The 23,453-nt window shown below is 60.9% G+C and carries 19 protein-coding genes; 9 read left to right on the top strand and 10 right to left on the bottom strand.

Translation table 11 applies throughout. From position 1 onward, the window contains the following. Positions 1-450: 450 nt before the first annotated feature. Positions 451-1,656 carry an MFS transporter gene (locus tag VNV36_RS05160; protein ID WP_325716805.1) on the bottom strand — a complete coding sequence of 402 codons (1,206 nt, stop codon included), beginning with the start codon at positions 1,654-1,656 and terminating at the stop codon, positions 451-453. 120 nt (positions 1,657-1,776) lie between these two features. Here VNV36_RS05160 and VNV36_RS05155 point away from each other — a divergent pair, with 120 nt between their 5' ends. Continuing rightward, positions 1,777-2,676 (top strand): LysR family transcriptional regulator, encoded by a 900-nt coding sequence (locus VNV36_RS05155; RefSeq protein WP_325716804.1) that lies wholly within the window; start codon positions 1,777-1,779, stop codon positions 2,674-2,676. A gap of 92 nt (positions 2,677-2,768) precedes the next feature. Further along, positions 2,769-3,629 carry a DUF2242 domain-containing protein gene (locus VNV36_RS05150; protein ID WP_325716803.1) on the top strand — a complete coding sequence of 287 codons (861 nt, stop codon included), beginning with the start codon at positions 2,769-2,771 and terminating at the stop codon, positions 3,627-3,629. Positions 3,630-4,094: 465 nt separating this feature from the next. Here VNV36_RS05150 and VNV36_RS05145 read toward each other — a convergent pair whose 3' ends face one another. Together VNV36_RS05145 and VNV36_RS05140 are read right to left on the bottom strand one after the other, a co-directional pair. Beyond that, on the bottom strand, positions 4,095-5,135 hold the full coding sequence (locus VNV36_RS05145) for an AraC family transcriptional regulator (protein ID WP_325716802.1): 1,041 nt from the start codon (positions 5,133-5,135) through the stop codon (positions 4,095-4,097). Between the two features lie 3 nt (positions 5,136-5,138). Next, the gene (locus VNV36_RS05140) at positions 5,139-6,269 is read right to left on the bottom strand and encodes a nitrilase-related carbon-nitrogen hydrolase (RefSeq protein ID WP_325716801.1); all 1,131 of its coding nucleotides are present in this window, start codon (positions 6,267-6,269) and stop codon (positions 5,139-5,141) included. A gap of 208 nt (positions 6,270-6,477) precedes the next feature. On the opposite strand from VNV36_RS05140, the gene VNV36_RS05135 reads away from it, so the two are divergent. From VNV36_RS05135 to VNV36_RS05125, 3 genes are all read left to right on the top strand, one after another. Beyond that, a complete protein-coding gene (locus VNV36_RS05135; protein WP_325716800.1) occupies positions 6,478-8,517 on the top strand; it encodes an oxidoreductase in 2,040 nt (679 codons plus the stop codon). 126 nt (positions 8,518-8,643) lie between these two features. After that, entirely contained in the window at positions 8,644-9,570 is a 927-nt protein-coding gene (locus VNV36_RS05130; protein WP_325716799.1) for a 1-aminocyclopropane-1-carboxylate deaminase/D-cysteine desulfhydrase, read from the top strand. Positions 9,571-9,879: 309 nt separating this feature from the next. Beyond that, the gene (locus VNV36_RS05125; protein WP_325716798.1) at positions 9,880-10,554 is read left to right on the top strand and encodes a hypothetical protein; all 675 of its coding nucleotides are present in this window, start codon (positions 9,880-9,882) and stop codon (positions 10,552-10,554) included. A gap of 84 nt (positions 10,555-10,638) precedes the next feature. Here the strand turns inward: VNV36_RS05125 and phnX are convergent, their stop codons facing one another. Next, positions 10,639-11,466 (bottom strand): phosphonoacetaldehyde hydrolase, encoded by an 828-nt coding sequence (gene phnX / locus VNV36_RS05120; protein WP_325716797.1) that lies wholly within the window; start codon positions 11,464-11,466, stop codon positions 10,639-10,641. Between the two features lie 144 nt (positions 11,467-11,610). Then, positions 11,611-12,720 (bottom strand): 2-aminoethylphosphonate--pyruvate transaminase, encoded by a 1,110-nt coding sequence (locus tag VNV36_RS05115; protein ID WP_325716796.1) that lies wholly within the window; start codon positions 12,718-12,720, stop codon positions 11,611-11,613. A 112-nt stretch (positions 12,721-12,832) separates the two neighbouring features. On the opposite strand from VNV36_RS05115, the gene VNV36_RS05110 reads away from it, so the two are divergent. Beyond that, positions 12,833-13,693 (top strand): LysR substrate-binding domain-containing protein, encoded by an 861-nt coding sequence (locus VNV36_RS05110; RefSeq protein WP_325716795.1) that lies wholly within the window; start codon positions 12,833-12,835, stop codon positions 13,691-13,693. A gap of 19 nt (positions 13,694-13,712) precedes the next feature. On the opposite strand, the gene VNV36_RS05105 is transcribed toward VNV36_RS05110, so the two are convergent. After that, positions 13,713-15,050, bottom strand: coding sequence for a type VI secretion system Vgr family protein (locus VNV36_RS05105; RefSeq protein WP_325716794.1), 1,338 nt, complete (start codon positions 15,048-15,050; stop codon positions 13,713-13,715). A 272-nt stretch (positions 15,051-15,322) separates the two neighbouring features. On the opposite strand from VNV36_RS05105, the gene VNV36_RS05100 reads away from it, so the two are divergent. Next, a complete protein-coding gene (locus VNV36_RS05100; protein WP_325716793.1) occupies positions 15,323-16,027 on the top strand; it encodes a YebC/PmpR family DNA-binding transcriptional regulator in 705 nt (234 codons plus the stop codon). Between the two features lie 102 nt (positions 16,028-16,129). Here VNV36_RS05100 and VNV36_RS05095 read toward each other — a convergent pair whose 3' ends face one another. The 4 genes from VNV36_RS05095 to VNV36_RS05080 form a co-directional block, all read right to left on the bottom strand. Next, positions 16,130-17,443, bottom strand: a complete 1,314-nt coding sequence (locus VNV36_RS05095; protein ID WP_325716792.1) for a leucine-rich repeat-containing protein kinase family protein — start codon at positions 17,441-17,443, stop codon at positions 16,130-16,132. Between the two features lie 215 nt (positions 17,444-17,658). Next, positions 17,659-18,789, bottom strand: coding sequence for a cell division protein ZapE (gene zapE, locus VNV36_RS05090; protein WP_325716791.1), 1,131 nt, complete (start codon positions 18,787-18,789; stop codon positions 17,659-17,661). A gap of 208 nt (positions 18,790-18,997) precedes the next feature. Then, positions 18,998-19,753, bottom strand: a complete 756-nt coding sequence (locus tag VNV36_RS05085) for an anti-sigma factor family protein (RefSeq protein ID WP_325716790.1) — start codon at positions 19,751-19,753, stop codon at positions 18,998-19,000. Continuing rightward, positions 19,750-20,256, bottom strand: coding sequence for a sigma-70 family RNA polymerase sigma factor (locus tag VNV36_RS05080; protein WP_325716789.1), 507 nt, complete (start codon positions 20,254-20,256; stop codon positions 19,750-19,752). The genes VNV36_RS05085 and VNV36_RS05080 overlap by 4 nt, the downstream gene beginning before the upstream one ends. 337 nt (positions 20,257-20,593) lie before the next feature. Between VNV36_RS05080 and VNV36_RS05075 the strand changes: the two genes are divergently transcribed. Next, entirely contained in the window at positions 20,594-22,120 is a 1,527-nt protein-coding gene (locus VNV36_RS05075) for an amino acid adenylation domain-containing protein (RefSeq protein ID WP_325716788.1), read from the top strand. Further along, positions 22,117-23,451: an FNR domain-containing protein gene (locus tag VNV36_RS05070; protein ID WP_325716787.1), complete on the top strand. Its 1,335-nt coding sequence runs from the start codon at positions 22,117-22,119 to the stop codon at positions 23,449-23,451. Before VNV36_RS05075 ends, VNV36_RS05070 begins: the two co-directional genes overlap by 4 nt. The last annotated feature ends 2 nt before the right edge of the window (positions 23,452-23,453 follow it).

Here is a 23,453-nt window from a genome sequence, read left to right as displayed (position 1 = left end):
GTGAATATCCGTTGCTTCGGTAGCGGCTGCTGGCGGTTTCGCCCTTACGGCGAGGCACTTTTTCCAGACGCCGAAAAAGTACCCAAAAAGGCTTGCTCCTGCGTTCGGCCCTCGCAGGCTCGGGTTCCTTCGCTGCGGGATCGATCCGGGCGCAGCGGTTCCGGTTTGCTTCGCTGCACCTCCTTGCGCTGTGTCTGGCTGCGCCAGACGGTCGCTGCGCTCCCACGCCCGGATTAATCCCTCCACTCAGCCTTCCGAAGTCGCCCGTGGATCAAGATCAAAAGCTTTACTCGAGCTAACGCTCATCGTGTAGGAGCTGCCGAAGGCTGCGATCTTTTGCTTTTGATCTTGCCTTTCTGTGGGAGCGAGCCTGCTCGCGAAGGCGACACGCGTGTCAACCAATCTCCTACAGGTCGCACAGATCGAGGTTTGTCATGTTTCTGAAAGGTTTCACCGCCCCGCCGCAAACCCATGCCCCTTGGCCATCACCACCGCATACAACGTCAACACCAGCAACCCCGCAACAATCCACGGAAATGCCCCGACGCCGACATTCCCCATCATCAATCCGCCGGCCAGTCCGCCGCCGGCAATACCGACATTCCAGAGTGTCACCAGCATCGATTGTGCTGTGTCGGCGGCTTGGGAGGCGGTTTTCGCTGAGGCGGTTTGCAGGAGGGAGGGCATTGCGCCGAATGCCAGTCCCCAGACGATAACGGCTGCGTAAACCACGCCGGGCGATGCGCGCCACAGCGCCAGGGCTGTCGCCGCGAGCAGGAATAGTGCCGCACTCCCGAGTACCAGTTCACGCAACCAGCGATCGATCAGGCTGCCGACGATCCACAGGCTCAGCACTGACGCCAGGCCGAACGCCAAGAGTACGCGATCAACGTCCGAAGCCAGACCGGAGGGTTGCAGGAACGGTGCGATGTAGGTGTACAGAAGGTTATGCGCCACGACGTAGGACAAGGTCACAAACAGCACCGATCGTATGCCGGGCAGGGTGAATACCTGACGCAAGGGCAGGCGTTTTCCTTCAGGTTCGCCGGCGAAGTCCGGGACTCGCAGGTGCACCCAGATCACCAGCGCTATGGTCAGCGCGGTCATGATGGCAAAGCTCAGGCGCCAGCCCACCATGGTTCCCAGTAGCGTTCCGGCAGGTATTCCGAGGGATAGCGCCAGGGGCGCGCCGAGCATGGCGACGGTGATGGCGCGGCCTTGCAGATGGGGAGCGACCATGCGGCTGGCGTAGCCGGCCAGGAGTGCCCAGAGCAGGCCGGCGAAGATGCCGGCGATGAAACGTGCGCTCAGGGTCAGCCAGTACAGCTCGGACACGGCAGTGATGCTGTTGGCCACGGCGAAGCCTGCAATCGCGGTCAACAACAATGGTTTGCGGCGCCAGCCACGGGTGGCGATGGTCAGCGGGATCGCTGCGAGCATCGAGCCGAGGGCGTAAAGCGTGACCAATTGGCCGATGAGGGCGTGGGATACGTTCAGACCGGCGCTCATTTGCGGCAGCAAACCCGCTGGCATCGCTTCGGTCATGACGGTGATGAAACCTGCCGTGGCCAGCGCCAGCAGGGCGCCATAGGGCAGGCGTTCGCGGTTTTCGGTCGGCTGCGCAAGCGCTGAGGAAGTGAGATGTGCGTCGGTCATGTTGCTGCGTCCCTATCGTGATCAATGTCGAGAAACACAGGGTAGGGCGCTGCGTATTGCGGAAAAACAGGTTAGGGTTCCGAACATATCGGACACGGATGTCGCTAATCGGAGGTGTCAATGGATAGCCTGGGCAACATCTCAGTGTTTGTGCAGGTCGCCGAGACTCGCAGTTTTACTGAGGCGGGACGCTTGCAAGGAGTGTCATCGTCAGCGATCGGCAAGAGCATCGCGCGGCTGGAAGCGCGGCTTGGCGTACGCTTGTTCAACCGCAGCACCCGCAGTATCACCCTGACCTCGGAAGGCGCATTGTTTCTTGAGCGTTGCCGCAAAATTCTGGCAGAGGTCGAGGCGGCGGAGTTCGAGTTGTGCAATGCCGCCTCGACGCCCCACGGCCGGCTGCGGATCAGCCTGCCTCAGGTGCACGAACTGGTCATGCCGGTGATGACCGAATTCATGGCGTTGTACCCGCACATCGAACTGGATCTGGACCTCACCGACCGCATGGTCGATGTCATTGATGAGGGTTTCGACGCGGTGATTCGCACCGGCAAACCCAAGGATTCACGGCTGATGGCGCGGCCGTTGGGCGAGTTTCATCTGGTGCTGGTGGCGAGCCCCGAGTATCTGCAACTGCGGGGCGAACCGCGTACCCCGGGCGATCTGGCCGATCACGCCTGTTTGCGCCACACCTTTCATGCTACCGGCAAACTGGAAGCCTGGCCGTTGCGCCGCGCAGAGGGGGCGCCTGAACCAGTGCTGCCGCTGCGCCTGCTGAGTACTTCGATCGAGGCGGTGCAGCATGCAGTGCTGGCCGGGATGGGCATTGCCTGTCTGCCGGATTTCATGGTGCGCGAAGCGGTGCGCCAGGGTCGCTTGCGCCGGGTACTCGATGAGCATGTCGAGCACGCCGGACAGTTCTGGGTATTGTGGCCATCGAGCCGACAGGCTACGGCGAAATTGCGTGCGCTGATCGATCATTTGTCGGCGCGGCTTTTCCCTGTCGAACATGGCCGGTAAAGTTGTAACCGATGCTTGACACTATTCCATACGCCATGGGGCGGCGATCTGTTGCACAATACGCCCCGGACTGTTTTCCCTCAGGATGTTCAATGTTGATTTCCACTCCCATGCGTGTTGTCGGGCTGGCGCTGTTATTGACGGCGGTGGCCGGTTGTTCGAAGGACAAGCCGATTTATGAGCATGAGAACTTCGATGACTCGGGTACCTTTTCACGCAATTACCCGGTGACCGAGGCCGCGAGTTGCGAAGCGGCCCGGCGTGCGTTGCTCAGCCAGGGCTATATCATCACCAGCAGTGATCCGAAACTGGTCAGTGGTCACAAGAGTTTCCAGCAGACCGGTGAGACGCACCTCGAGATCAGCTTCAACGTGGTCTGCGCCGAAGACGGCAGCGCCGGGCATCATGCGACGGTGTTCGCCAACGCCCTGCAGGATCGTTATGCGCTGAAGAAGACCAACAACTCGGCCAGCCTTGGGGTGGGTGTGTTGGGTTCTGTATCGATGCCGATCGGCTCTTCTGACGATTCGATGGTCAAAGTGGCGAGCGAGACGGTCACTGCACAGAAGTTCTACGAGCGTTTCTTCACCTTGGTGGAGCAGTTCCTGCCCGCCGATGCGAAGAAGGCTGCGCACATTGAAGAAAAACCGAAAACCGACCTCGGCGTGCCGGAGCCGAAGGCGACGCCTGCACCGGCTGCTGCGCCACTGGTGCCGACACCTGCAGCGGAACCGACGGCAACGCCTGCGCCTGCTGCAGAGCCTGCGCCAGCCCCGGCTGAAGCCGCGCCAGTCAGTTCGGAGCCGGTCGCGCCGCCAGCGGAGCCGGCGCCAATCGCACCTGCGCCCGTTGAACAGCCAGCGCCGGCCAGCGAGACCATCACGCCGCCGACCAATCCGGATATTCCGCCACCGTCCGAGCCGATTCAGGCGATGCCTGCGTCGGGCCAGTAACTTCAGAGAAGCCCTGTGGGAGCGAGCCTGCTCGCGAACGCGGTGTATCAGTCGACAGATTATTAGACTGACCCATCGCGTTCGCGAGCAGGCTCGCTCCCACAGTGGTTTCCTGGTTGGCATAAAAGATGTGGTTACATTCCTGCGACATCATGGCCGCGATAAATCCCCCAGCGCCTGCTACGTTTTATTCATGAAGGCGGTGTTTCACTTTTCCTTCACACGGGCACTTTATGCTCGGGGCACAGGTCGATTGATCAGGCCGTTTTCATAGCGAGTGGTTTGGGGGATTTTACGATGGATGAGTATCAGGAAGAACTGCTCGAATACCAGGCCTTTGAGCTGGACCAACCAGAGCCGGCTGACGACGCAACCGAACTCTGAGCTTCAGGCTTCAGGCTTCAAGCTTCAAGCTTCAAGCTTCAAGCTTCAAGCTTTCGGTTGTGCTTCGCTCCCGCTTGCAGCTCAACCTCCCGTACGATGGCTGCGACGAAACTCTCCGGGCGTCTGGCTGCTCCAGCGTTTGAATGCGCGCTGGAACGCCTCGGCTGAGGCAAAGCCCAGCAAATAGGCGATTTCACCGAACGCCAGTTCGGTATCGCGGATGTAGGTCATCGCCAGGTCTCGGCGTGTGTCATTGAGGATGGCGCGAAATTGCGTGCCTTCCTCGGCGAGTTTGCGTCGCAAGGTCCAGGTTGGCAGTTTCAGGCGCGCAGCGACTTCTTCCAGATCCGGCTCACGGCCGCCATTGAGCAAGGGGCCGAGCAGTTGGGTAATACGTTCACGCAGGCTGCGCGTACGGGTCAGCTGTTCCAGTTCCCTCTCACACAGTTGCAGCAGATGCCGCCAGGTGCTCGGGCAGTGTTCGGGATTGCGCAGGGCGAGGCTGTTCAGGCTCAGGCGCAGTTGATTGCGTTCGGCGCTGAACTGGATCGGACAATCGCCGAGCACTGAGTAGGCGTCGCGGTAGTCCGGCGCTTCGAACTCGATTTCGATTCGATCGGCGCGCAGCGATTTACCGCACAGGCTCGACAACTGTTGCAGCCAGCCGGCAAGGATCGAGTCGACCACGAAGCGGTTATAAGCGTTGTAGGGGCTGATCGAGTAGAAGCGCAGCCAGGCGCCATCGGCGTCTTCGTGAAAGCTGGACTGCCCACGATAGTTGGAACCGTAAAGCGGTTCAAAGCGGGTCAGGCAACGGGCCGCCTCGCGCACCGTGGGCGCTTGTGCGGCGGTAATGCCTGCCAGACCTGCCTGATTCAGTCGGATCATCCGCCCCATGCGCAGGCCCAGGGCCGGGTTGCCGGTCAGTTGGATGGCCGCATGGCCCAGACGCATGTAACGCGGGATCGACAGGCGCGCCCCGGCCTCTGCCAGTCGCGCGGTATCGAGGCCATATTGCTCCAATAGCGGCAGCGGATCAGCGTCGTGGCTACGCACGGCATCGGCAAGGCTGTGCACGAAGCCTACCGACAGATCCCCAAGGCGCATCGGTTGCGGCTTCATGGTTTACAGCCAGACATTCAACAGTCGCGCACCACGGGCCTCACCATCGGCAAATTGCTGGCCGTTGTGGCTGAGGAAGCTTCTGCCGGTGCTCGGTTTGTCCCAGAACTGCCCGCGCATGAACACGCTGATGCCGGCAATGGCACGGCTGCCTGGCGGTTGCGCGGTGAGGGTCAGGCGACGCCAGGCCTGACCTTCGCTGAGGTCGCCGGGCCTGAGGCTGACCGACCCCGGCGTACTCGAACCCTTGTAACCGCGCCAAGGCTTGTCCCAGGCGCCCTGGCCAATCACTTGCGCCGGCACAGCCACCAGTTGCGCGCCTTGCTCGTCGAGCGTGCGGTAGTTGCCCGGATACCAGCTATCGCTGCCGATCAGGATGCCGAGGCGTCCGGCCGGAGTGTCGACGACCTGGATGGCATGCTTGTCCTCGGCCTGAATTACACCTTGCTGAGCAAAGATCGGGTGCATCTGCCGTTGCGGCTGGCCGAGCGGCGCGCCGTCGCGGCCAAATACCACGCTGCTGTTGAACAGGGCGCCGCTGCCGGGTTTGAGCTGACCGTCGCGAATGCTCGGCTCCGGCAGAACGATGGAACCGGCCACCAGGGTGACCTGAAACTCCTTGGCCAGACCGCCGAACAGCGCTTGATAATCCTCGGCCATGGTCGTCGATTTCATCCGCAGGTGGGCGTCGTCCAGACGCTGTTCGCCTTTGGCACTGAGCCAGGCTCGGGCGAACAGCAACGGGTTGCTTGCCGCGAGCCAGTTCATCGCCTCTGCCAGGGTAGGCGCCTGATACAGCTCGTCTTTTTCGCCGCTGATCATCAGCCAGGTGCCGACGTGTTCCGGCAACACCACCACGGTTTTGTCATTGAGCAGGCCCTGATCGCGAGCCTGCTGAAGATAAGCCGCGAGTTTGCGGTGCAGGCGCGCCGGGCTTTGATAATCGGTGGGAAACAGTTCGGGTTGGATGCCCAGCAGATTGCCACGGTCGGCGGGCGTGCCCTGATCGACGGCGAGCTTGATGCGCAGATCCGAGAGGTAATGCCCCGCCGGCCGGTCTGCCGCCCACATGGCGTAGGTGGTCAGGGCGGCAACGAGGGCCATGGAGAAAAACAGATACAGAAGTTTGCGCATGAAAACCAACAACAGCCGGGTACAGGGTGTGGCGACTAGGGTAGGGCCCATGGATCGGGTTGCCAAGAGCCGCTGTGCATTTGGATCAATAAGTTGTCAGTTACGGTCATTGAGTGCCAGCGATGCGACTCTTAGTCTGTCGAACATGACTGACGGGGGACGCAGAGCTCCCGCAACTTTTCCGTGATCGCTCGTTGTGGAGTTACCGATGACCGCCGCTCATTACCCGCACCTGATGGCCCCGCTGGATCTGGGATTCACCACGCTGCGCAACCGCACCCTGATGGGCTCGATGCACACCGGTCTGGAAGAAAAACCGGGTGGCTTCGAACGCATGGCGGCGTATTTCGCCGAACGCGCCCGTGGCGGCGTCGGCCTGATGGTCACCGGCGGCATAGGCCCGAACGACGAGGGCGGCGTGTACTCGGGCGCGGCCAAACTGACCAGTGAAGAGGAAGCGCTCAAGCACCGCATCGTCACCCGCGCGGTGCATGAGGCGGGCGGCAAGATCTGCATGCAGATCCTCCACGCCGGGCGTTATGCCTACAGCCCGAAACAGGTAGCGCCGAGCGCGATCCAGGCGCCGATCAACCCGTTCAAGCCCAAAGAGCTGGACGAAGAGGGCATCGAAAAGCAGATCAGCGATTTCGTCACCTGCTCGGTACTGGCGCAGTCCGCCGAATATGACGGCGTCGAGATCATGGGGTCGGAGGGTTATTTCATTAACCAGTTCCTCGCCGCCCACACCAACCACCGCACTGATCGTTGGGGCGGCAGCTACGAAAACCGCATGCGCCTGCCGGTGGAAATCGTCCGCCGCGTACGCGAAGCGGTGGGGCCGAATTTCATTATTATCTTCCGCCTGTCGATGCTCGATCTGGTCGAGGGTGGCAGCAGTTGGGACGAAATCGTCACGCTGGCCAAGGCCATCGAGCAGGCCGGCGCGACGATCATCAACACTGGTATCGGCTGGCACGAAGCGCGGATTCCAACCATCGCCACCAAGGTTCCGCGTGCCGCGTTCAGCAAGGTCACGGCCAGATTGCGCGGTTCGGTGAGCATTCCGCTGATCACCACCAACCGCATCAACACCCCGGAAATCGCCGAGCAGATTCTGGCCGAAGGCGATGCCGACATGGTCTCGATGGCGCGTCCGTTCCTCGCCGACCCAGAGTTCGTCAACAAGGCAGCAGAGGGCCGCGCTGATGAAATCAACACCTGCATCGGCTGCAACCAGGCGTGCCTCGACCACACTTTTGGCGGCAAACTCACCAGTTGCCTGGTCAACCCGCGTGCGTGCCACGAGACCGAACTCAACTACCTGCCGGTTCAGCAGATCAAGAAAATTGCCGTGGTCGGCGCCGGCCCTGCCGGTCTGTCTGCCGCTACCGTGGCCGCCGAGCGCGGTCATCAGGTGACCCTGTTCGATTCGGCCAGCGAAATCGGCGGGCAGTTCAACATCGCCAAGCGCGTCCCGGGCAAGGAAGAATTTTTCGAGACCCTGCGTTATTTCAAGCGCAAGTTGCAAACCACGAATGTGGAGGTGTGCCTGAACACCCGCGTCGATGTGGCGAAGCTGGTTGAAGGCGGTTATGACGAAATCATTCTCGCCACCGGCATTGCCCCGCGTGTGCCGGTGATCCCCGGCATCGAGAATGCCAAGGTGCTGAGTTATCTGGATGTGATCCTCGAGCGCAAACCGGTCGGCAAGCGAGTCGCAGTGATCGGCGCCGGCGGGATCGGTTTCGACGTGTCGGAATTCCTCGTCCATCAAGGTGTGGCCACCAGTCTGGATCGCGCGGCGTTCTGGAAAGAGTGGGGCATCGATGCGCAACTGGAGGCCCGTGGTGGTGTAGCAGGAATCAAAGCCGCACCCCATGCACCGGCCCGCGAGGTGTTCCTGCTGCAGCGCAAGAAAACCAAGGTCGGCGACGGTCTCGGCAAAACCACCGGCTGGATTCACCGCACCGGTTTGAAGAACAAGCAGGTGCAGATGCTCAACAGCGTCGAATATCTGAGCATCGACGATCAGGGCCTGCACATTCGTATCGGCGAAAGCGGCGAGCCGCAGCTTCTGGCAGTGGACAACATCGTGATCTGCGCGGGGCAGGATCCGTTGCGTGAGCTGCACGATGGCCTGGTCGCGGCCGGGCAAAACGTGCACTTGATCGGCGGCGCCGATGTGGCGGCGGAGCTGGATGCCAAGCGGGCGATCAATCAGGGTTCGCGGCTGGCGGCAGAGTTGTAGACACATTCCGCAGGAGCTGCCGCAGGCTGCAATCTTTTGATTCCTTGATGTAGAAGCAAGATCAAAAGATCGCAGCCTGCGGCAGCTCCTACTAGTATGTGGTCTTTTCCAGATCATGCAGTGCTCATGCTTTTACCTTCCCCCGACTGGCTCCCCCAGGCTCCCCTCGAACGCCTGCATCTGCACTGGCTGACAGCCGCCGGTGTCGAAGTCGCGATCCTGCGTCTCGACCAGATCGATCCGCTGATCAGCGGCAACAAGTGGTTCAAACTCCTCGAACACCTCAAAGCCGCTGAGCGTGCCGGTACCGAAGGCATCATCAGCCTCGGCGGTGCGCATTCCAATCATCTGCACGCGCTGGCGGCGGCGGGCAAACGGCTGGGATTCAAAACCGTAGGGCTGCTGCGCGGACACCCGCAGGACACGGCGACGGTGCAGGATCTGCAAGCGTTCGGCATGCACTTGCAGTGGCTGGGTTACGGCGGCTACCGCGCGCGGCACGAGCCGGGATTCTGGACACAATGGCAGACGCAATATCCAAATCTGCACCCAGTGCCCGAGGGCGGTGGTGGATTACCTGGCGCGCAGGGTTGCATAGCGATCACGCAGCAGGTCGATGCGCAGTTGGCAAGCCTGGGCTGGGAGGATTTCCATGCCTGGTGGCTGGCCTGTGGCACCGGCACGACGTTGGCCGGGCTGGCCCTCGCCGAGGATGGCGGACGCTCGCTGTACGGCGCGCTGGCGGTGCCGGACGATCACGGTGTAGCACCGAACATCGACTCGATCCTCAAACAGGCCGGCCAGCGTTCTGCGCACTATCAACTGATCGACGCCAGCCGTGGCGGTTTTGCCAAGGTTGATCCGACATTGCTGGCCTTTATCGAACACACCGAGCTTGTCAGCGGCATCCCCTTGGACCCGCTGTATACCGGCAAGGCATTGCTGGCGCTCAAACAGCATGTCGACTCAGGCGGATTTATCGTCGGCACTCGTCTTGTTTTCATCCACACGGGCGGTCTGCAAGGGCGACGCGGGTTTGTCGCAGCGCCGTAAGGCTCAACCGCGTCCGGGCATCTTTCGCAACAGGGTGTCATCGCGCACTACGTAGTTTTTACTGAAAACGTTCCTGAGTTTTTACCAGAAGGGCGTGATGTTTGTTGCAATGATCCTCAATATTCAATGCCCGGTGTGCTGTTCGTTACTTAAAGTTTTGCTGTGCGTTTTCTTGCTTGGCGTAACGTCATGTTGTTTATATTTTGTGTTTGCTTTTGATTTGATAAGTCTGGTTGTGCTGATTATTGTCTGGCGGTCTTTAGTTGCTTTTGAAGATTTAAATTATCTTTTATTAATTGGAATATGAATATGAAAAGTCCGATTCGCAAGCCTCGCCCCACTACCACGACGACAAAGCCAGTCACCCCTGCCAAGCCGGTTGCTCCGACCAAGCCGGTAGCGCCGACCAAGCCAGTAGCGCCGACCAAGCCGGTTGCGCCGACCAAGCCGGTTGCGCCGACCAAGCCGGTAGCGCCAACCAAACCAGTAGCGCCAACCAAACCAGTAGCGCCGACCAAGCCGGTTGCTCCGACCAAGCCAGTAGCGCCGACCAAGCCGGTTGCGCCGACCAAGCCGGTTGCGCCAACCAAACCAGTGGCCCCGACCACTCCAACCGCTCCGGTCGACGCCAAGCGTCCACCAATGCCCTGGCCGACCATCAACGTCAATGTCGATCCGGTGGCCCTGATAGCGCTGATCCAGACGATTGGTGCGACAGTTAATAGCGATGGTTCGACCACATTGTCCGACGGCAGCGTAGTTGACGTTGATAAAACTTCAATCACCCGTCCCGATGGCATTATTCAATATGAAGATGGCAGGGTTAAGTATCCGGATGGCCGGATCATCTGGCCGGACAATACTATTGAATACCCGGACGGTCGTATTGTCTGGGAAGATGGAACTGAGCAGTTGCCGGATGGCAGCGTAAAACATCCTGACGGTCTTGCGTACGATGCAGAGGGTAACTTGGTTTCGCAGTAAATGGTTTTTGATGGTGTCCTGATTTTCAGGCGAATAACAAACACCGCTGATTGGTTGTGATCAGCGGTGTTTTGGTTTTCAGACTCAAGCGTTTTGCGGCATCTCACCGGCGGCCAGACGCTTGTTGATATCGGCGATCACTGGCGGCAGATCGCTGATGGTGTCGATCATGTAATGCGCACGCGAACCTTCGAACAACGCGCGAATGCGCTCGCGTTCGTTGGCCAGTTCATCGCTGTCCAGGGCGCGGAAAGCTTCGTAGTCCAGGCCCAGCGCGTTGCCCGAGCAGATCAGCGCGACCGTCCACATCCCGGCTCGGCGTCCTTCGAGAATGCCGGGCACGGTGTCGTCGATTTTCACGCATGCGCCAACATCATCGACACCCAGGGCTATCACGTTGGCCAGAGCCTGCGCTGGCCACGGGCGGCCGTTCGGCACTTCGTCGGTGGCGACCACGTGGTCGGCGACGTAGCCGTTGATGGCAGCCAATTCGACGACTTTGTCCATGACCGCCTTCGGGTAACCTGAGCAGGAGCCGATCCTGATCCCTTGCTCGCGCAGGTGGGCAATGGTGTCCAGCGCGCCGGGGATCAATGCCGAGTGCTCGGCGATCTTCTCGATCTGCAGGGGCATGAAGCGGTTGTAGATGGCGGTGACGTCATCGTCGGTCGGCGTACGGCCAAAGACTTTGCGGTAACGCTCGGCAACTTGCGGCTGATCGCACAGGGTGCGGATGTGATCCCACTTGCCCATGCCCATCGGGCCACGGGCTTCTTCAATGGACACCTGCACGTCGAACTCGGCGAAGGCTTCGACGAAAATCTGCGTCGGCGCGAACGAGCCGAAATCGACCACGGTGCCGGCCCAGTCGAGGATCGCGGCTTGCAGCCTGGCCGGATTTACATAGTTCATGGCAATCAATTCCTGAATTGGCAATACATTCAAACTGTAGGAGTGAGCCTGCTCCCGATAGCGGTTGATCATTCAGCATCTTCGTCGACTGATCTGACCTCATCGCGAGCAGGCTCACTCCTACAGGGGGATTTTTGGTGGGGCTCAGATTTCCAGCACTTCCATCTCGCGCAGCACTTCGCCCACCGCTGCCACGGCCATGCGCATTTGCTCCGGGGTGACGTGACCGATGCAGCCGACGCGGAAGGTTTCAACCCGGGTCAGTTTTCCGGGGTAGAGGATGTAACCCTTGGCTTTGACCCGTTCATAGAAGTCCTTGAATTGATAACGCGGATCGTTCGGCGCATGGAACGTGGCAATGATCGGCGCTTGAATCGTCGCGGGCAGAAAGCTGCGCAAGCCAAGTTTGTTCATCTCTTCCATGAGCGCCTGACAGTTGGCGACATAACGCGCATGCCGCGCCGGCAGACCACCTTCCTCGCGGTATTGCAGCAGTGCTTCGTGCAGCGCCGCGACCACGTGGGTTGGCGGGGTGAAGCGCCATTGCCCGGTTTTCATCATGTAGGCGTGCTGGTCGTGCAGATCCATCGCCAGTGAGTGCGAGTTACCGGCGGCTGCGGCCAGCGATTCTTTGCGGACAAAGACAAAACCCATGCCCGGCACGCCTTCCAGACATTTGCCGGACGCGGCGATCAACGCGTCGAACGGTACTTTTTGCGCATCCACCGGCAGTGCACCGAAAGAGCTCATGGCATCGATGATCAGGCGTTTGCCATGCTCGGCTACCACTTCGGCGATCTCCGTCAGCGGATTGAGAATACCGGTGCTGGTTTCGCAGTGGATCAGCGCGACGTGAGTGACGTCAGGGTCGGCGCGTAACAGGCGGTCGACGTCGGCGGCGGTGGTCGGTTGGTCTTCGGCGGTGTCGAAGGTGCTGTACGCGCGACCGAGCACCGCGCAGATTGCCGCCAGACGCTTGCCGTACGCGCCGTTGATCAGCACCAGAATTTTGCCGTTGTGCGGCACCAGCGTACCGATAGCGGCTTCGACGGCGAAGGTGCCGCTGCCCTGCAACGGCACGCAGTGGTGGCTGGAAGCGCCGTTGAGGATGGCCAGCAATTGCTCGCAGACGCTGGCGGTCAGTTGGTTGAAGCGTTCATCCCACGAACCCCAGTCGACCATCATCGCCTGGCGGGTGCGAGCCGAAGTGGTCAACGGGCCGGGGGTGAGCAGAAGCGGTGCGGCGATACTCATTCGGGTGTCCTTGGGAAACACTGGGGGATGAAGCTATGGGGCATACGTTGCAATTCGCCGTTGCATCAATCAAATTGTTTGTTGTTATGCCAGCCATCAGTGAGAGTTATTCATGAACCTGTTTCAGCTGCGTGCCTTCGATGCCGTGGCCCGCGAAGGCAGCTTCACCCGCGCCGCCGCGCGATTGTTCATCAGCCAACCGGCAGTCACCGGGCACATCAAAGCGCTGGAAGAGCATTACCAGATCACCCTGTTGCGGCGCACCGCCCGACGGGTGGAGCTGACCGAGGAGGGCAGTAAACTGGCGGCGGTCACGCGCGCGATGTTTGGCCTGGCCGAAGAAGCCCAGACCCTGCTCGAGGCCAATCGGCAGCTGTTGAGCGGACGGCTGGAGGTGGCGGCGGATGGCCCTCACCTGGTCATGCCGATGCTGGCGAGTCTGCGCGCACGTTATCCGGGGGTTACTGTAAATCTGCGTCTGGGCAATGCGCAGGAAACCCTGGCGGCACTGTTGTCGGAGCATGCGGACGTCGCGGTGCTGACCGAAGTCGAGCCGCGCAAGGGGCTGCACCTGCAAACACTGAGCGAGTCGCGGATCTGCGCGCTGGTGCCGGCCGCGCATCCGTGGGCGACGCGCTCTGGTGAGATGAAACTCCAGGAGCTGGATAAGGTGATCATGGTCTTGCGCGAACCGGGCTCGATCACCCGCCGCACGTTTGACCAGGCGTGCGCGCAGGCATCGATTCAGCCGCGGGTGCTGCTGGAACTGGACAGCCGCGAGGCGGTGACCGAGGCGGTTGCGGCGCAGTTGGGTATCGGTGTGGTGTCATCGGTGGAGGTCAGTCACGACCCGCGAGTGGTGGCGATCCCGATTGCCGGGCAAGGACTGGTGAATCGGCACATGATCGGCTGCATGGAGCGGCGGCGCGGGTTGCGCTTGATTCAGGCATTCCTCGATCTGGCCCCGGCCTGAACGACGAGCAGGCCGCCGACTAATGCTCGGCGCGGTTGATCAGCCAGTCGAGCAGCAGGCTGTCGCGTGCTGGTTCCGACTCGCGTGCCGGTGGCTGGCGCGACTGGCCGAGGCAAATAATCGGTCGCTCCGGATCGCTGTCGAGGAAACTGACCCACACTTCGCTGCCGGCGCGAGGCAACTCGTCGATGGCGACAGGGCGGTTGAGCCGACTCATGGCGATCGGCAACCACAGGGCGTCACTGTCAGCTTTATCCTCTGCCGGCCACAAGGTCACAGCCAGGCATCCGTTTTCATCCACTTGCGCTGGCTGCCCGGGTGCGCCCGCAACGCGCGCCACGTGATAACCAGCAACATTCGGCCGTGCCTGTTTGAGTGGCGGACGGAACTCGCTTGACCAGGGTTGCGCGGTGAAGTCGTTGTGATAGCGATGAACAGTGGGAGCCGGATCAAGTATTGACGGGTGCTGGCCATGATGACGCACCGCGCTGATCAGCCATTGTTCGTTGAAGTGATGGATCGGGTGGTCCGCCACCAGCAGCAAACGGCCACTGAGCAGATCGCGGCAATCACTGCGGCCGTGAATGGAGCGCAGTTGACAGCGTTGTCGCTGCAGATGACGACGGCTGCGTTGTTCGGCGTGCAGGCGCTCGAGTGATCGCGCAGGCATCGGCAGCTGCGGGGAGGCTTCGTTGGCTGCATCATCGTAGCTGGTCTGCTGACCACGATTGCGCACCGCCTGCAGCACCGGCACCGGCGCCGCGCGGTGCTGTTGATACAGAACGCTGACGCAGGGCGACGGCGGTTGATCATCGGCATTGAACGCAAGCTCCAGCGGCGTCTGCGGCAGGCTCAGGCTGTCGTCGGCGAACACCACCACGTGTCCGTCAGAGCCGTGCTCGAAGTGATAGTGGATGCCTTCTTCTTCGCAGAGCCGGTGGACCAGCGCCAGATCGCTTTCTTCGTACTGAATGCAAAACGCCCGCGCCGGGTAATGGCCCACCGTCATCTCGATGCGGTAGCTGTCGGCTGGCAGAGCGTGCTCCTCCAGCAGCAGTTGAATGATCTGCGGTGCGCTCAGTTGGGTAAATACGCGTCGTTTATGCGCTCGTGCGAGTTGTTGCAGATACGGCACCAGAATCAGCCGATAGCCCACCCGGTGTGAGCCGCGATGTTCGCAACTGGCGCTGGAGATCGTGCCGTGGAAACCACGCTGTTCACTCAAACGCAGAAAGGCCGGCCTGTGCAACAAAGAGCCCGGGGCGATGGCCGGGGCCAGGCCGATCAATTCGATGTCGAACCGATAGGGCTGGTTCAGCGCTTCCTCGCCGCGAAACCGCACCACCGGTAGACGCATTCCGCTGTCGATCAGAGTAAGGGTGAACGGACTTTCCTTGTCATTGAGCTTTGGAGCAGGCCCTGTCAGGCGATACGGGGTTTCAAGGGTACGAAACCGTCGGACTGAATGGTCATGTCAAAGCCACTTTTCAGAATCCCCCTACACGCTTTGGTGAAGATGTCGATTCCATCTGTTATTTTTTTGGTCGATTGCCGACTTTAGGCCGTATAAACTTGCCGCCACGCGTCGGCCAATAGATGTCTCGGCGCCACAGATCAAGAGAGTGAGTAATGGGCGCACAGTGGAAGGTTAAACACAAAGAAGCGGCAGCCAACGCCAAAGGGAAGATCTTCGGCAAGCTGGTGAAGGAAATCACCATCGCTGCGCGCAACGGTGCCGATACCGCCACCAACGCACACCTGCGTCTGGTGGTCGAACAGGCGAAAAAAGCCTCGATGCCGAAAGAAACCCTTGATCGCGCCATCAAGAAAGGCGCCGGTCTGCTGGGCGAAACCGTGCAGTATCATCGCGTGACCTATGAAGGTTTTGCCCCGCATCAGGTACCGCTGATCGTCGAATGCGTCACCGATAACATCAACCGCACCGTCGCGGAAATCCGCGTGGCGTTCCGCAAGGGCCAACTGGGCGCTTCCGGTTCGGTAGCCTGGATGTTCAACCACGTCGGCATGATCGAAGCCTCGCCGGACACCCCCGACGCCGATCCGGAAATGGCCGCGATCGAAGCCGGTGCTCAGGATTTCGAAGCGGGTGAAGAGGGTGCGACGCTGTTCCTGACCGACCCGACTGACCTCGACGCCGTGCAGAAAGCCCTGCCGGAGCAAGGCTTCACCGTGCTGTCGGCGAAACTCGGCTACCAGCCGAAAAACCCGGTCAGCGGCTTGAGCGATGAGCAGATGGCCGAAGTCGAAGCGTTCCTCGAAGGCCTCGACAACCACGACGATGTGCAAGACATGTTCGTCGGTCTGGCTGGCTGATTGGTTGCGTCAGCAAGGGCCTCTTCGCGAGCAGGCTCGCTCCCACATTTGCAATGCATTCCAATGTGGGAGCGAGCCTGCTCATGATTGACCGCGCAGTGATCACAGGTTTTCCAGAACCTCAATGACTTCGCCGAATCCCGGCCGCGCCAGCACATGCGCCTGACAGCAACGCCGCTCCAGTTCCTCCAGGATCAACCGCCGCTCGACGCTCAGCCCTGAGTCGACGCGCGCCAGCAATTCCCCCAGTAACACACCGAACGCACGCACTTCCAGGCGCTGCAATGCGCGCGTCTGCGCATCATCGCTGGTGGCATGAAACGACGCCGCACCGAAATCTCCCAGCAGACAATCGCCTTGATCATTCAACAGAATGTTGTGGCCGTAGAGATCGCCATGGGTAATGCCTTGCCGATGCAAATGTCCCGCCGCCGATGCGATGCCTTTGGCGATGCGCAGGGCAACGTTCGCCGAGAAACGGCAATCCTCGGCATAGACATCTCGCGAGCACGAGGCCAGGCTTGGCAGTCCGGCGAGGTTGCGAAAGCTCGGGTCTATTAACTGCATCACCAGCCCCTGCTGCCGATCGGGATGGCCGCTGATGCGTCCTTCGACCCGGATCAGGTTCGGGTGCAAACCAGCGGTGATGCAGGCGTTCATCTCGTGCAACGGCGAGCCGTCGCTGGTCATTTCACCTTTGTACAGCTTGACCGCCACCGCTTGCGCTGCGCCATCGTCGCGCTGCCAGACGGCCCGGGAAATGACCCCGGATGCGCCTTCGCCCAACTGTTGTTCAAGGCGCAGGGTCGACCAGTCGATCAGCGGTGTGGCCTCTAGCGCGGCGGCGTCGGCTTCGGTTTCCAGCGGATTGCCGGCGTAGGCCAGCCACGTCAGGCTCGGCAAGGTCAACAGCCACTGTGGCAGTTCGCTGAGCTGGTTGGCGGCGATACGGATCAGCTCCAGCCGATGGCAGTGACGCAGGGACTGCGGCAGCGAGTGCAGGCGATTACCGGCGAGCATGAGTTTTTGCAGCTCAGGGCGTTCGCCCAGTTCGTCCGGCAGGCTTTCGATCTCGTTATCGGTGAGAATCAGCCAACGCAATCGCATCGGCAGGGCGGCAGCGGGGACGTCGACGATGCGGTTGGCCTTGAAGCCGACCATCGTCAGCGCTGCGCATTGGCCGAGGCAGGTCGGCAGTTCCGTGAACTGGTTGTCGGAGCAGAACAGCACGCGCAATCGGCTCAGGCGATGCAGGTCGTCCGGCAGGCTGCGCAACGCATTGCCGCTCAGATTGAGCACTTCCAGGGTGTCGGCCAGAGCGAAAATCTCGCGCGGGAATTCGGTCAGCCCGCAAGACAGGTCCAGCCGTGTGATGCCTGACAGTTCGCCAGTGCGTAGTTGAGCAAGAGTGTGCATGGATGTTTTCGCTATTGATCGGTGAAGCGACGCGGGGGCGCTGAGGATGGGCAACATGATAACGGCAAAGCGGATGCTGGATTGAGCGGGATGTTGCAATCACACCCGGTCATTGTAGGAGTGAGCCTGCTCGCGAAGACGGTTTGTCAGTCACATTATCAGTATCTGAAAGAATGCTATCGCGAGCAGGCTCACTCCTACAGGGGGGCAGGGTGTCAGTTGGATTGGTGAATTTCCTGCAATTGCCCCAAACGACTGCGCGTACGCGCCAGGTCGATGGCGTGGCCTTCCAGGCTCTGGCCCAGCGGCAGGCGGCCGAGCAGGATCAGGTGTTTGTCCTGATCGTAAAGCACGTCGATCAGGTTGATGAACCGCTGTTGCACGGCGATCGGACACTCGCCCAGTAGCGGCAGCTCATCGATGACCCACTGGTCGAAGCGCTGGCATAGCTGCAGGTAATCCATGACTGCCGTCGGCTGTTCGCACAGGTCGTTGAAGGTGAAAGCGACTCGCCGGCCTTCGCACAACCGCGCCTGAAGCTGGCGGTTACCCACCTCCAGGGGCAGCGCTGGCGTACCTTGCGCCGGCAGGTTCAGAGCCTGACGCTGGGCGTGTGTGGCCGGCCATACGTAGTGCCCTTGCGTGAACACTTGATGCGTGTGCTTTCGGTTGAGCGTGCGGTAATCGTGCGCGCCACCGACTTCCATCACTTGCATGCGCGTGTTGATCAGCTCGATCACTGGTTTGAAGCGAGCGTGATACAGGGGATTGGGCAGCAACCCTTCAGGCGCATAGTTGGATGTCACCAGCAGCATGATCCGGCGTTTGAACAGGGCCTTGAACAAGCGCGTGATGAGCATCGCGTCGCCGATGTCATTTACATGAAATTCGTCGAAACACAGCACCTGACAATCTTCGAGCAACTCGTCGAGGGTGATTTCAAGGGCGTCTTCCTGCTGACGATGACGGAACATGCCTTCGTGCAACCGGGCGAAGAACTGATGGAAATGCAGGCGACGTTTGCGCGTGATGGGCAGCGCCTGGAAAAAACCGTCGAGCAACCAGCTCTTGCCCCGCCCGACGGCGCCGTACAGGTAGAGACTCGGGGCGGTGTGGCCGCTGTCGCCGAGCAGTACGCTGGCCTGCTGCGCCATGCAGTCGATCGCTTGCTGCTGGCTGTGACTGAGGGTGTAGCCCTGGCGGTGGGCCTTGTTGCGAAAGTAATCGCGGATTGTCGCGGCATGCACATCGTGCCCGACGCTGGCGGGCAGACCTTTGCCGAACAGGCGGCGCAGCACCGGCCAGCGTTGGCTCAGGCGTGATCGTTTCGGCGGTCGGGCGGGCACGCGGGACAGGCTCCTTGTGGGTTGAGCCGGCTCCACCGGGAGCGCGGCAGTCCAAGTTTAACCAGACCTCGGGCGCCGGCTCCATGAAATATGCACGATCCCCAATGTAGGAGCTGACGAGTGCAACGAGGCTGCGATCTTTTGATCTTGGGTTGGCCGCCAAAAGATCGCAGCCTCGTTGCACTCGTCAGCTCCTACAGGGCCGGTTTCAGAATGGTGGCGATTGCTTGAGCAACGGCGCCGCCGGTGAATCCTTCGGGCTGACCATCGCATAGTTATAGCCCGGCCTCGACCAGTAATCAGCCTGCAGATCGCCGTCGCTACGCGAACCGCGCGGCAGCAAGGTGTTTTTCGGCCCTGGCGGGCGTACGTAGAAACTCACTTTCTGGCCGTTGCCATCCTCATACATGACCATCGCCGCCGGTCCCTCATCGGTGCTGAGCAAGCGCCCGCTGACCGGCTCGAACCCGGCAGCTTTCAGATCCGGCAAGCGCCCGGCGCGGGTGAAATACCGGTCAAGCCAACGCTGCATATCGCCTTCGCCGTCGACCGTGTAATCCGCTGGCAGCAAGCCTTGCTGGGCAATCAGGCGATAGGCTTGCAACGCGTCGGTCATCGGCAGCTGGGAGGGGCGCCCGAGGGTCATTTCCCGCGCCTGCCAGCCACTGAAACCACCGAGGCTCACGGCGATCAGCAACATCGCAGCGCTGGCCAGGTGCCGACGTGACCTGTGGCGACGACGCTGGCGAATCGTCGCCGGATCCAGTGCCGGATTGGCCGGTTGCTGCAATGCACCACTCAGCGCTGCGCGCAGCTGCTGGGCATCGCGTTGCCAGGCGCGAACCTGCGCCGCTTGCTCGGGGTGGCTGGCCAGCCAGGTCTCGAGCACGCGCCGGTCGGCGTCGCTGAGCTGGTGGTCGATGTAGGCGTGCAAGTCACGCTCGCTGGGAGGCAGACTGATCATTTGAGTATCCGCAAAGAAGGGCTGCTGATTTCGCCGTCGCTGAGTTGCCGCAGCGCCTGGCGGGCGCGAGACAGGCGCGACATCACGGTGCCGATCGGGGCGCCGAGGATCTCGGCGACCTCTTTATAGGACAGGCCTTCAACCGAAATCATCAGCAGCAGGGCGCGCTGTTCGGTGGGCAAGCGTTCGAAGGCTTGCAGAGTCGACTGGGCGATCACGGCGCGTTCCACCGACGGTTCGGCGTCGTCGCGCCCGCTGAAAAATTCCAGCATCCGCGCGTAGCGCCGCGAGCGCCGGTGCGCGTCGAGAAATTGCCGGTAGAGGATCGCGAACAGCCAGGCACGCAAATCGCCCTCGGCGCGTTTCTCACCCCACGCCGACAGTGCCCGTTCAAGGCTGGCCTGGACCAGATCGTCAGCGCTGCTGCTGTTACGCGTCAGTGACACGGCGAAGCGGCGCATTCGGGGGATCAGTTCGCGCAATTGTTCATCGAGAATGCTCATGCACAGGTCTTCAAAAAGTGGGAGACGCTCAGAACCGCCATTCAGCGTTCACAGGCGAGACGCTGCTCAAGGCAGGTTATTCCCTGCGCAAAGCTGAAAGTCTTTATACCCTTGCTCGTAGGATAGTTCGCTGCAATTTGTAGGTCGTGTAACGGATTCGGTTTTCCCAGCTCAACCCGATTGTCCAGAGCGTTTGCTGACCGGCCTTGCCGAGGCAACAGAGTTACAACGCGAATGGAAAAATTCTTTGAGTGCAAGAAAGGGAAATTCCATGCAAGCATGCGTAAACACAGCGCGCAGAACATCGACTGTAAAACCTGCCAGCGTTGCTCAAACCATGGCGTGGCAACATTTCGGCTGCGGTCCACAGGTCGCGCCGGACGCGACATTGATCCACCGTGCGATCGAAGCGCAGGCCGCCGCCCGGCCTCAGGCCACTGCGGCCGAACATCAGGGCGAATTCATCACGTACGGCGAGTTGAATCGTCAGGCCAATCGGCTCGCCGCCACACTACTCAGTCACGGTGTAGTCCCGGGCGATCACGTCGCGCTGTTCGTGGAGCGTTCGATTCCGATGCTGGTGGGCATGCTCGCGGTACTGAAAATCGGGGCAGCCTACATTCCACAGCACGTCGGTATTACCCCAGCGGCGCAACTGCGTCACATCATGGACATCGCCCGGGTGCGAGTCGTTCTGACCTTGTCGGAACTGGCTCCACGCTTGCCGCTGACGGCGGAGCAACAATGCATCCACCTCGATGCATTTATCCGTGACCAAAGTGTCATCGGCGACGATTCGAACGTTGGCAGCATGGATGCATCGCCTGATTCAGTGTGTTTCGTACTGTTCACCTCCGGAACTACCGGGCTGCCAAACGGCGTGCGCGTGACTCAGCGAAATCTGTGCAACATCTTGTTGACTGCGCCCGGAGATCTCGGCATGAAGCCGGGATTGAAGGTCGGCCAGATACTCAACATCGCATTTGATATGTCGGCGTGGGAGGTGCTGGGATGCCTCACGCACGGTGCCACGCTGCTGATTCGCGGCAAGGATATCGCGCAGACCGCCGAGCGCTGCGATGTGCTCATCGCCACGCCATCGATTCTCGCGACGCTGGATCCGGCCCGCTGCAGTCGGGTGCAAGTGGTAGCGCTGGCCGGTGAGCCATGCCCGCAACCACTGGCCGAGCGCTGGTCGGCATTCTGCACGTTTTATAATGCCTGCGGGCCGACCGAGACCACCATTGTCAACACCATGCAGCACTATCATGGCAGCGGGCCGTTGACGATTGGCAAGCCGACCCCCAACAACACGGTTTATGTGCTCGACGAGGCGGGGCAACTCTGTGCGCCGGGTGAGCAGGGCGAGATGTGGGCCGGAGGCGAATGCGTCACGGCGGGTTATCTGGGCAACCCCGAACTGACCGCTGAACGCTATCAGCCCGATCCGTTTCTTGGAAACGGGCGTCTGATGTTTCGCACGCGTGATCTGGGGCGCTGGACGACGCAGGGGGAGCTTGAGCATCTAGGCCGCGTCGATGATCAGGTCAAGGTTCGCGGCTTCCGGGTTGAGCTCGATTCAGTGTCAGCGGCGCTGGAAGCTGCCCCGAACTGCCAGCGCGCAGTGACGCTGAAGCTCGATAACCGAAATCTGGTGGCATTCGTCTATCCCGCTTGCACCGACATCGAAGTGGCGCGCGCCTGTTGTGAAGAGCGACTCGCTTACTATTGCGTGCCATCACTGATCCTCGCTGTGGATCACATTCCACTGACGTCGCGAGGCAAGATCGACAAGCGCTTGTTGCTCGAATGGGCGCTGGCGCATCAGGCGCCAATCGCCAATGCCGAGCAGGTGATGGCATGAACCGCGCCGAATCAAACGTCGAGTTGCCGGCCAAACGTGCATGGTGGCGGCGACTGGGGACGCTGCCGATATGCTCGCATTACAACCGCCTGGTGGTTCTGGTGTTTGTCGCCAACATCGCGATGCTGGGGTACGGCTTAAACGCCGGTCAGTGGTGGACTTCGTCCGGTATCGATCTGTCGGCCTTGTCCGCGATGGTGGTGGCGAACCTGTCGATGGCGATCCTGATACGCCAGCAGTACCTGATTAACCTGTTGTTCTGGCTGGTGACCCGCGTCCCCACTACGTGGCCGCTGTCGATTCGCCGTTCGCTGGCCAAGGTCTATCACTTCGGCGGGCTGCACAGCGGTGGCGCAATGGCAGCCATTGCCTGGTTTGCGGTGTTGCTCGGGTCGATGATCTGGCAGCGTTACGCAGGTCGCGGGGGGATTTCCCTGGCACTGATCGGCCTTGGCAGCGGTTTGTTCGGCTTGCTGTTGCTGGTTGCCATCATGGCGCTTCCCGGTATACGTGCGCGGTTTCACAACGCATTCGAGCGCACGCACCGGTTCGCCGGTTGGGCGGCGCTGGCGATGTTCTGGGCGATGACACTGTTGTTCGCTATTGAGCTCAATCCCGGTCAGGCCCTGACGGATGTACTGTCGCGCTCGGCCTCGCTCTGGATGTTGCCGGTTTTGACCTTGAGCATCGCAGCGCCGTGGCTGTTCTTGCGCAAGGTAGCGGTGAGCGTGGTCACACCGTCTTCTCATGCGGCGATTGTTCGCTTCACCCACCACACGCCTTTTGCCGGTTCGTCCACGGCGGTCAGTCTCCGTCCACTGTGGGAGTGGCACTCGTTCGCCAATATCCCCGCACCTGGCCAAGAGGGGTTTCGCTTGATCATTTCCCGGGCAGGTGACTGGACTGGCGCATTCATCGAACAGCCGCCGACCCACGTCTGGGTCAAGGGCATCACAACTGCGGGCGTCGCGCACATCGAAACATTGTTCAAATCCGTGGTGTACGTCGCCACGGGCAGTGGCATCGGCCCGGTCCTGCCGCATCTTTTGGCGGCGCAGGTGCCGATTCGGTTGATCTGGTCAACTCGCAGCCCGCGAGACACCTATGGCGATTCATTGGTGGATGAAATTCTCGCGGCGCAGCCCGACGCCCTGATCTGGGACACCGCCGTGTCAGGCAAGCCTGATCTGGTGAAGCTGGCGTATGCGGCGGTCCGATCATCGGGGGCGGAAGCAGTGATCTGCATTTCCAATCAGACGCTGACCCGGCACGTCGTTGAAGAGATGGAAGGGCGGGGCATCGCGGCCTATGGCGCGATCTGGGATTCCTGAGT

Source organism: Pseudomonas sp. (genome assembly GCF_035554175.1).
GTDB lineage: Bacteria > Pseudomonadota > Gammaproteobacteria > Pseudomonadales > Pseudomonadaceae > Aquipseudomonas.
The sequence above is the reverse complement of the archived record's forward strand: the minus strand, read 5'-3'. Positions and strand labels throughout refer to the sequence as shown.

Coding starts and splice junctions, on each gene's coding strand:
- VNV36_RS05160 (WP_325716805.1), bottom strand. CDS start 1,656: ATGACCGACGCACATCTCACTTCCTCAGCGCTTGCGCAGCCGACCGAA.
- VNV36_RS05155 (WP_325716804.1), top strand. CDS start 1,777: ATGGATAGCCTGGGCAACATCTCAGTGTTTGTGCAGGTCGCCGAGACT.
- VNV36_RS05150 (WP_325716803.1), top strand. CDS start 2,769: ATGTTGATTTCCACTCCCATGCGTGTTGTCGGGCTGGCGCTGTTATTG.
- VNV36_RS05145 (WP_325716802.1), bottom strand. CDS start 5,135: ATGAAGCCGCAACCGATGCGCCTTGGGGATCTGTCGGTAGGCTTCGTG.
- VNV36_RS05140 (WP_325716801.1), bottom strand. CDS start 6,269: ATGCGCAAACTTCTGTATCTGTTTTTCTCCATGGCCCTCGTTGCCGCC.
- VNV36_RS05135 (WP_325716800.1), top strand. CDS start 6,478: ATGACCGCCGCTCATTACCCGCACCTGATGGCCCCGCTGGATCTGGGA.
- VNV36_RS05130 (WP_325716799.1), top strand. CDS start 8,644: ATGCTTTTACCTTCCCCCGACTGGCTCCCCCAGGCTCCCCTCGAACGC.
- VNV36_RS05125 (WP_325716798.1), top strand. CDS start 9,880: ATGAAAAGTCCGATTCGCAAGCCTCGCCCCACTACCACGACGACAAAG.
- phnX (WP_325716797.1), bottom strand. CDS start 11,466: ATGAACTATGTAAATCCGGCCAGGCTGCAAGCCGCGATCCTCGACTGG.
- VNV36_RS05115 (WP_325716796.1), bottom strand. CDS start 12,720: ATGAGTATCGCCGCACCGCTTCTGCTCACCCCCGGCCCGTTGACCACT.
- VNV36_RS05110 (WP_325716795.1), top strand. CDS start 12,833: ATGAACCTGTTTCAGCTGCGTGCCTTCGATGCCGTGGCCCGCGAAGGC.
- VNV36_RS05105 (WP_325716794.1), bottom strand. CDS start 15,050: ATGCGTCTACCGGTGGTGCGGTTTCGCGGCGAGGAAGCGCTGAACCAG.
- VNV36_RS05100 (WP_325716793.1), top strand. CDS start 15,323: ATGGGCGCACAGTGGAAGGTTAAACACAAAGAAGCGGCAGCCAACGCC.
- VNV36_RS05095 (WP_325716792.1), bottom strand. CDS start 17,443: ATGCACACTCTTGCTCAACTACGCACTGGCGAACTGTCAGGCATCACA.
- VNV36_RS05085 (WP_325716790.1), bottom strand. CDS start 19,753: ATGATCAGTCTGCCTCCCAGCGAGCGTGACTTGCACGCCTACATCGAC.
- VNV36_RS05080 (WP_325716789.1), bottom strand. CDS start 20,256: ATGAGCATTCTCGATGAACAATTGCGCGAACTGATCCCCCGAATGCGC.
- VNV36_RS05075 (WP_325716788.1), top strand. CDS start 20,594: ATGGCGTGGCAACATTTCGGCTGCGGTCCACAGGTCGCGCCGGACGCG.
- VNV36_RS05070 (WP_325716787.1), top strand. CDS start 22,117: ATGAACCGCGCCGAATCAAACGTCGAGTTGCCGGCCAAACGTGCATGG.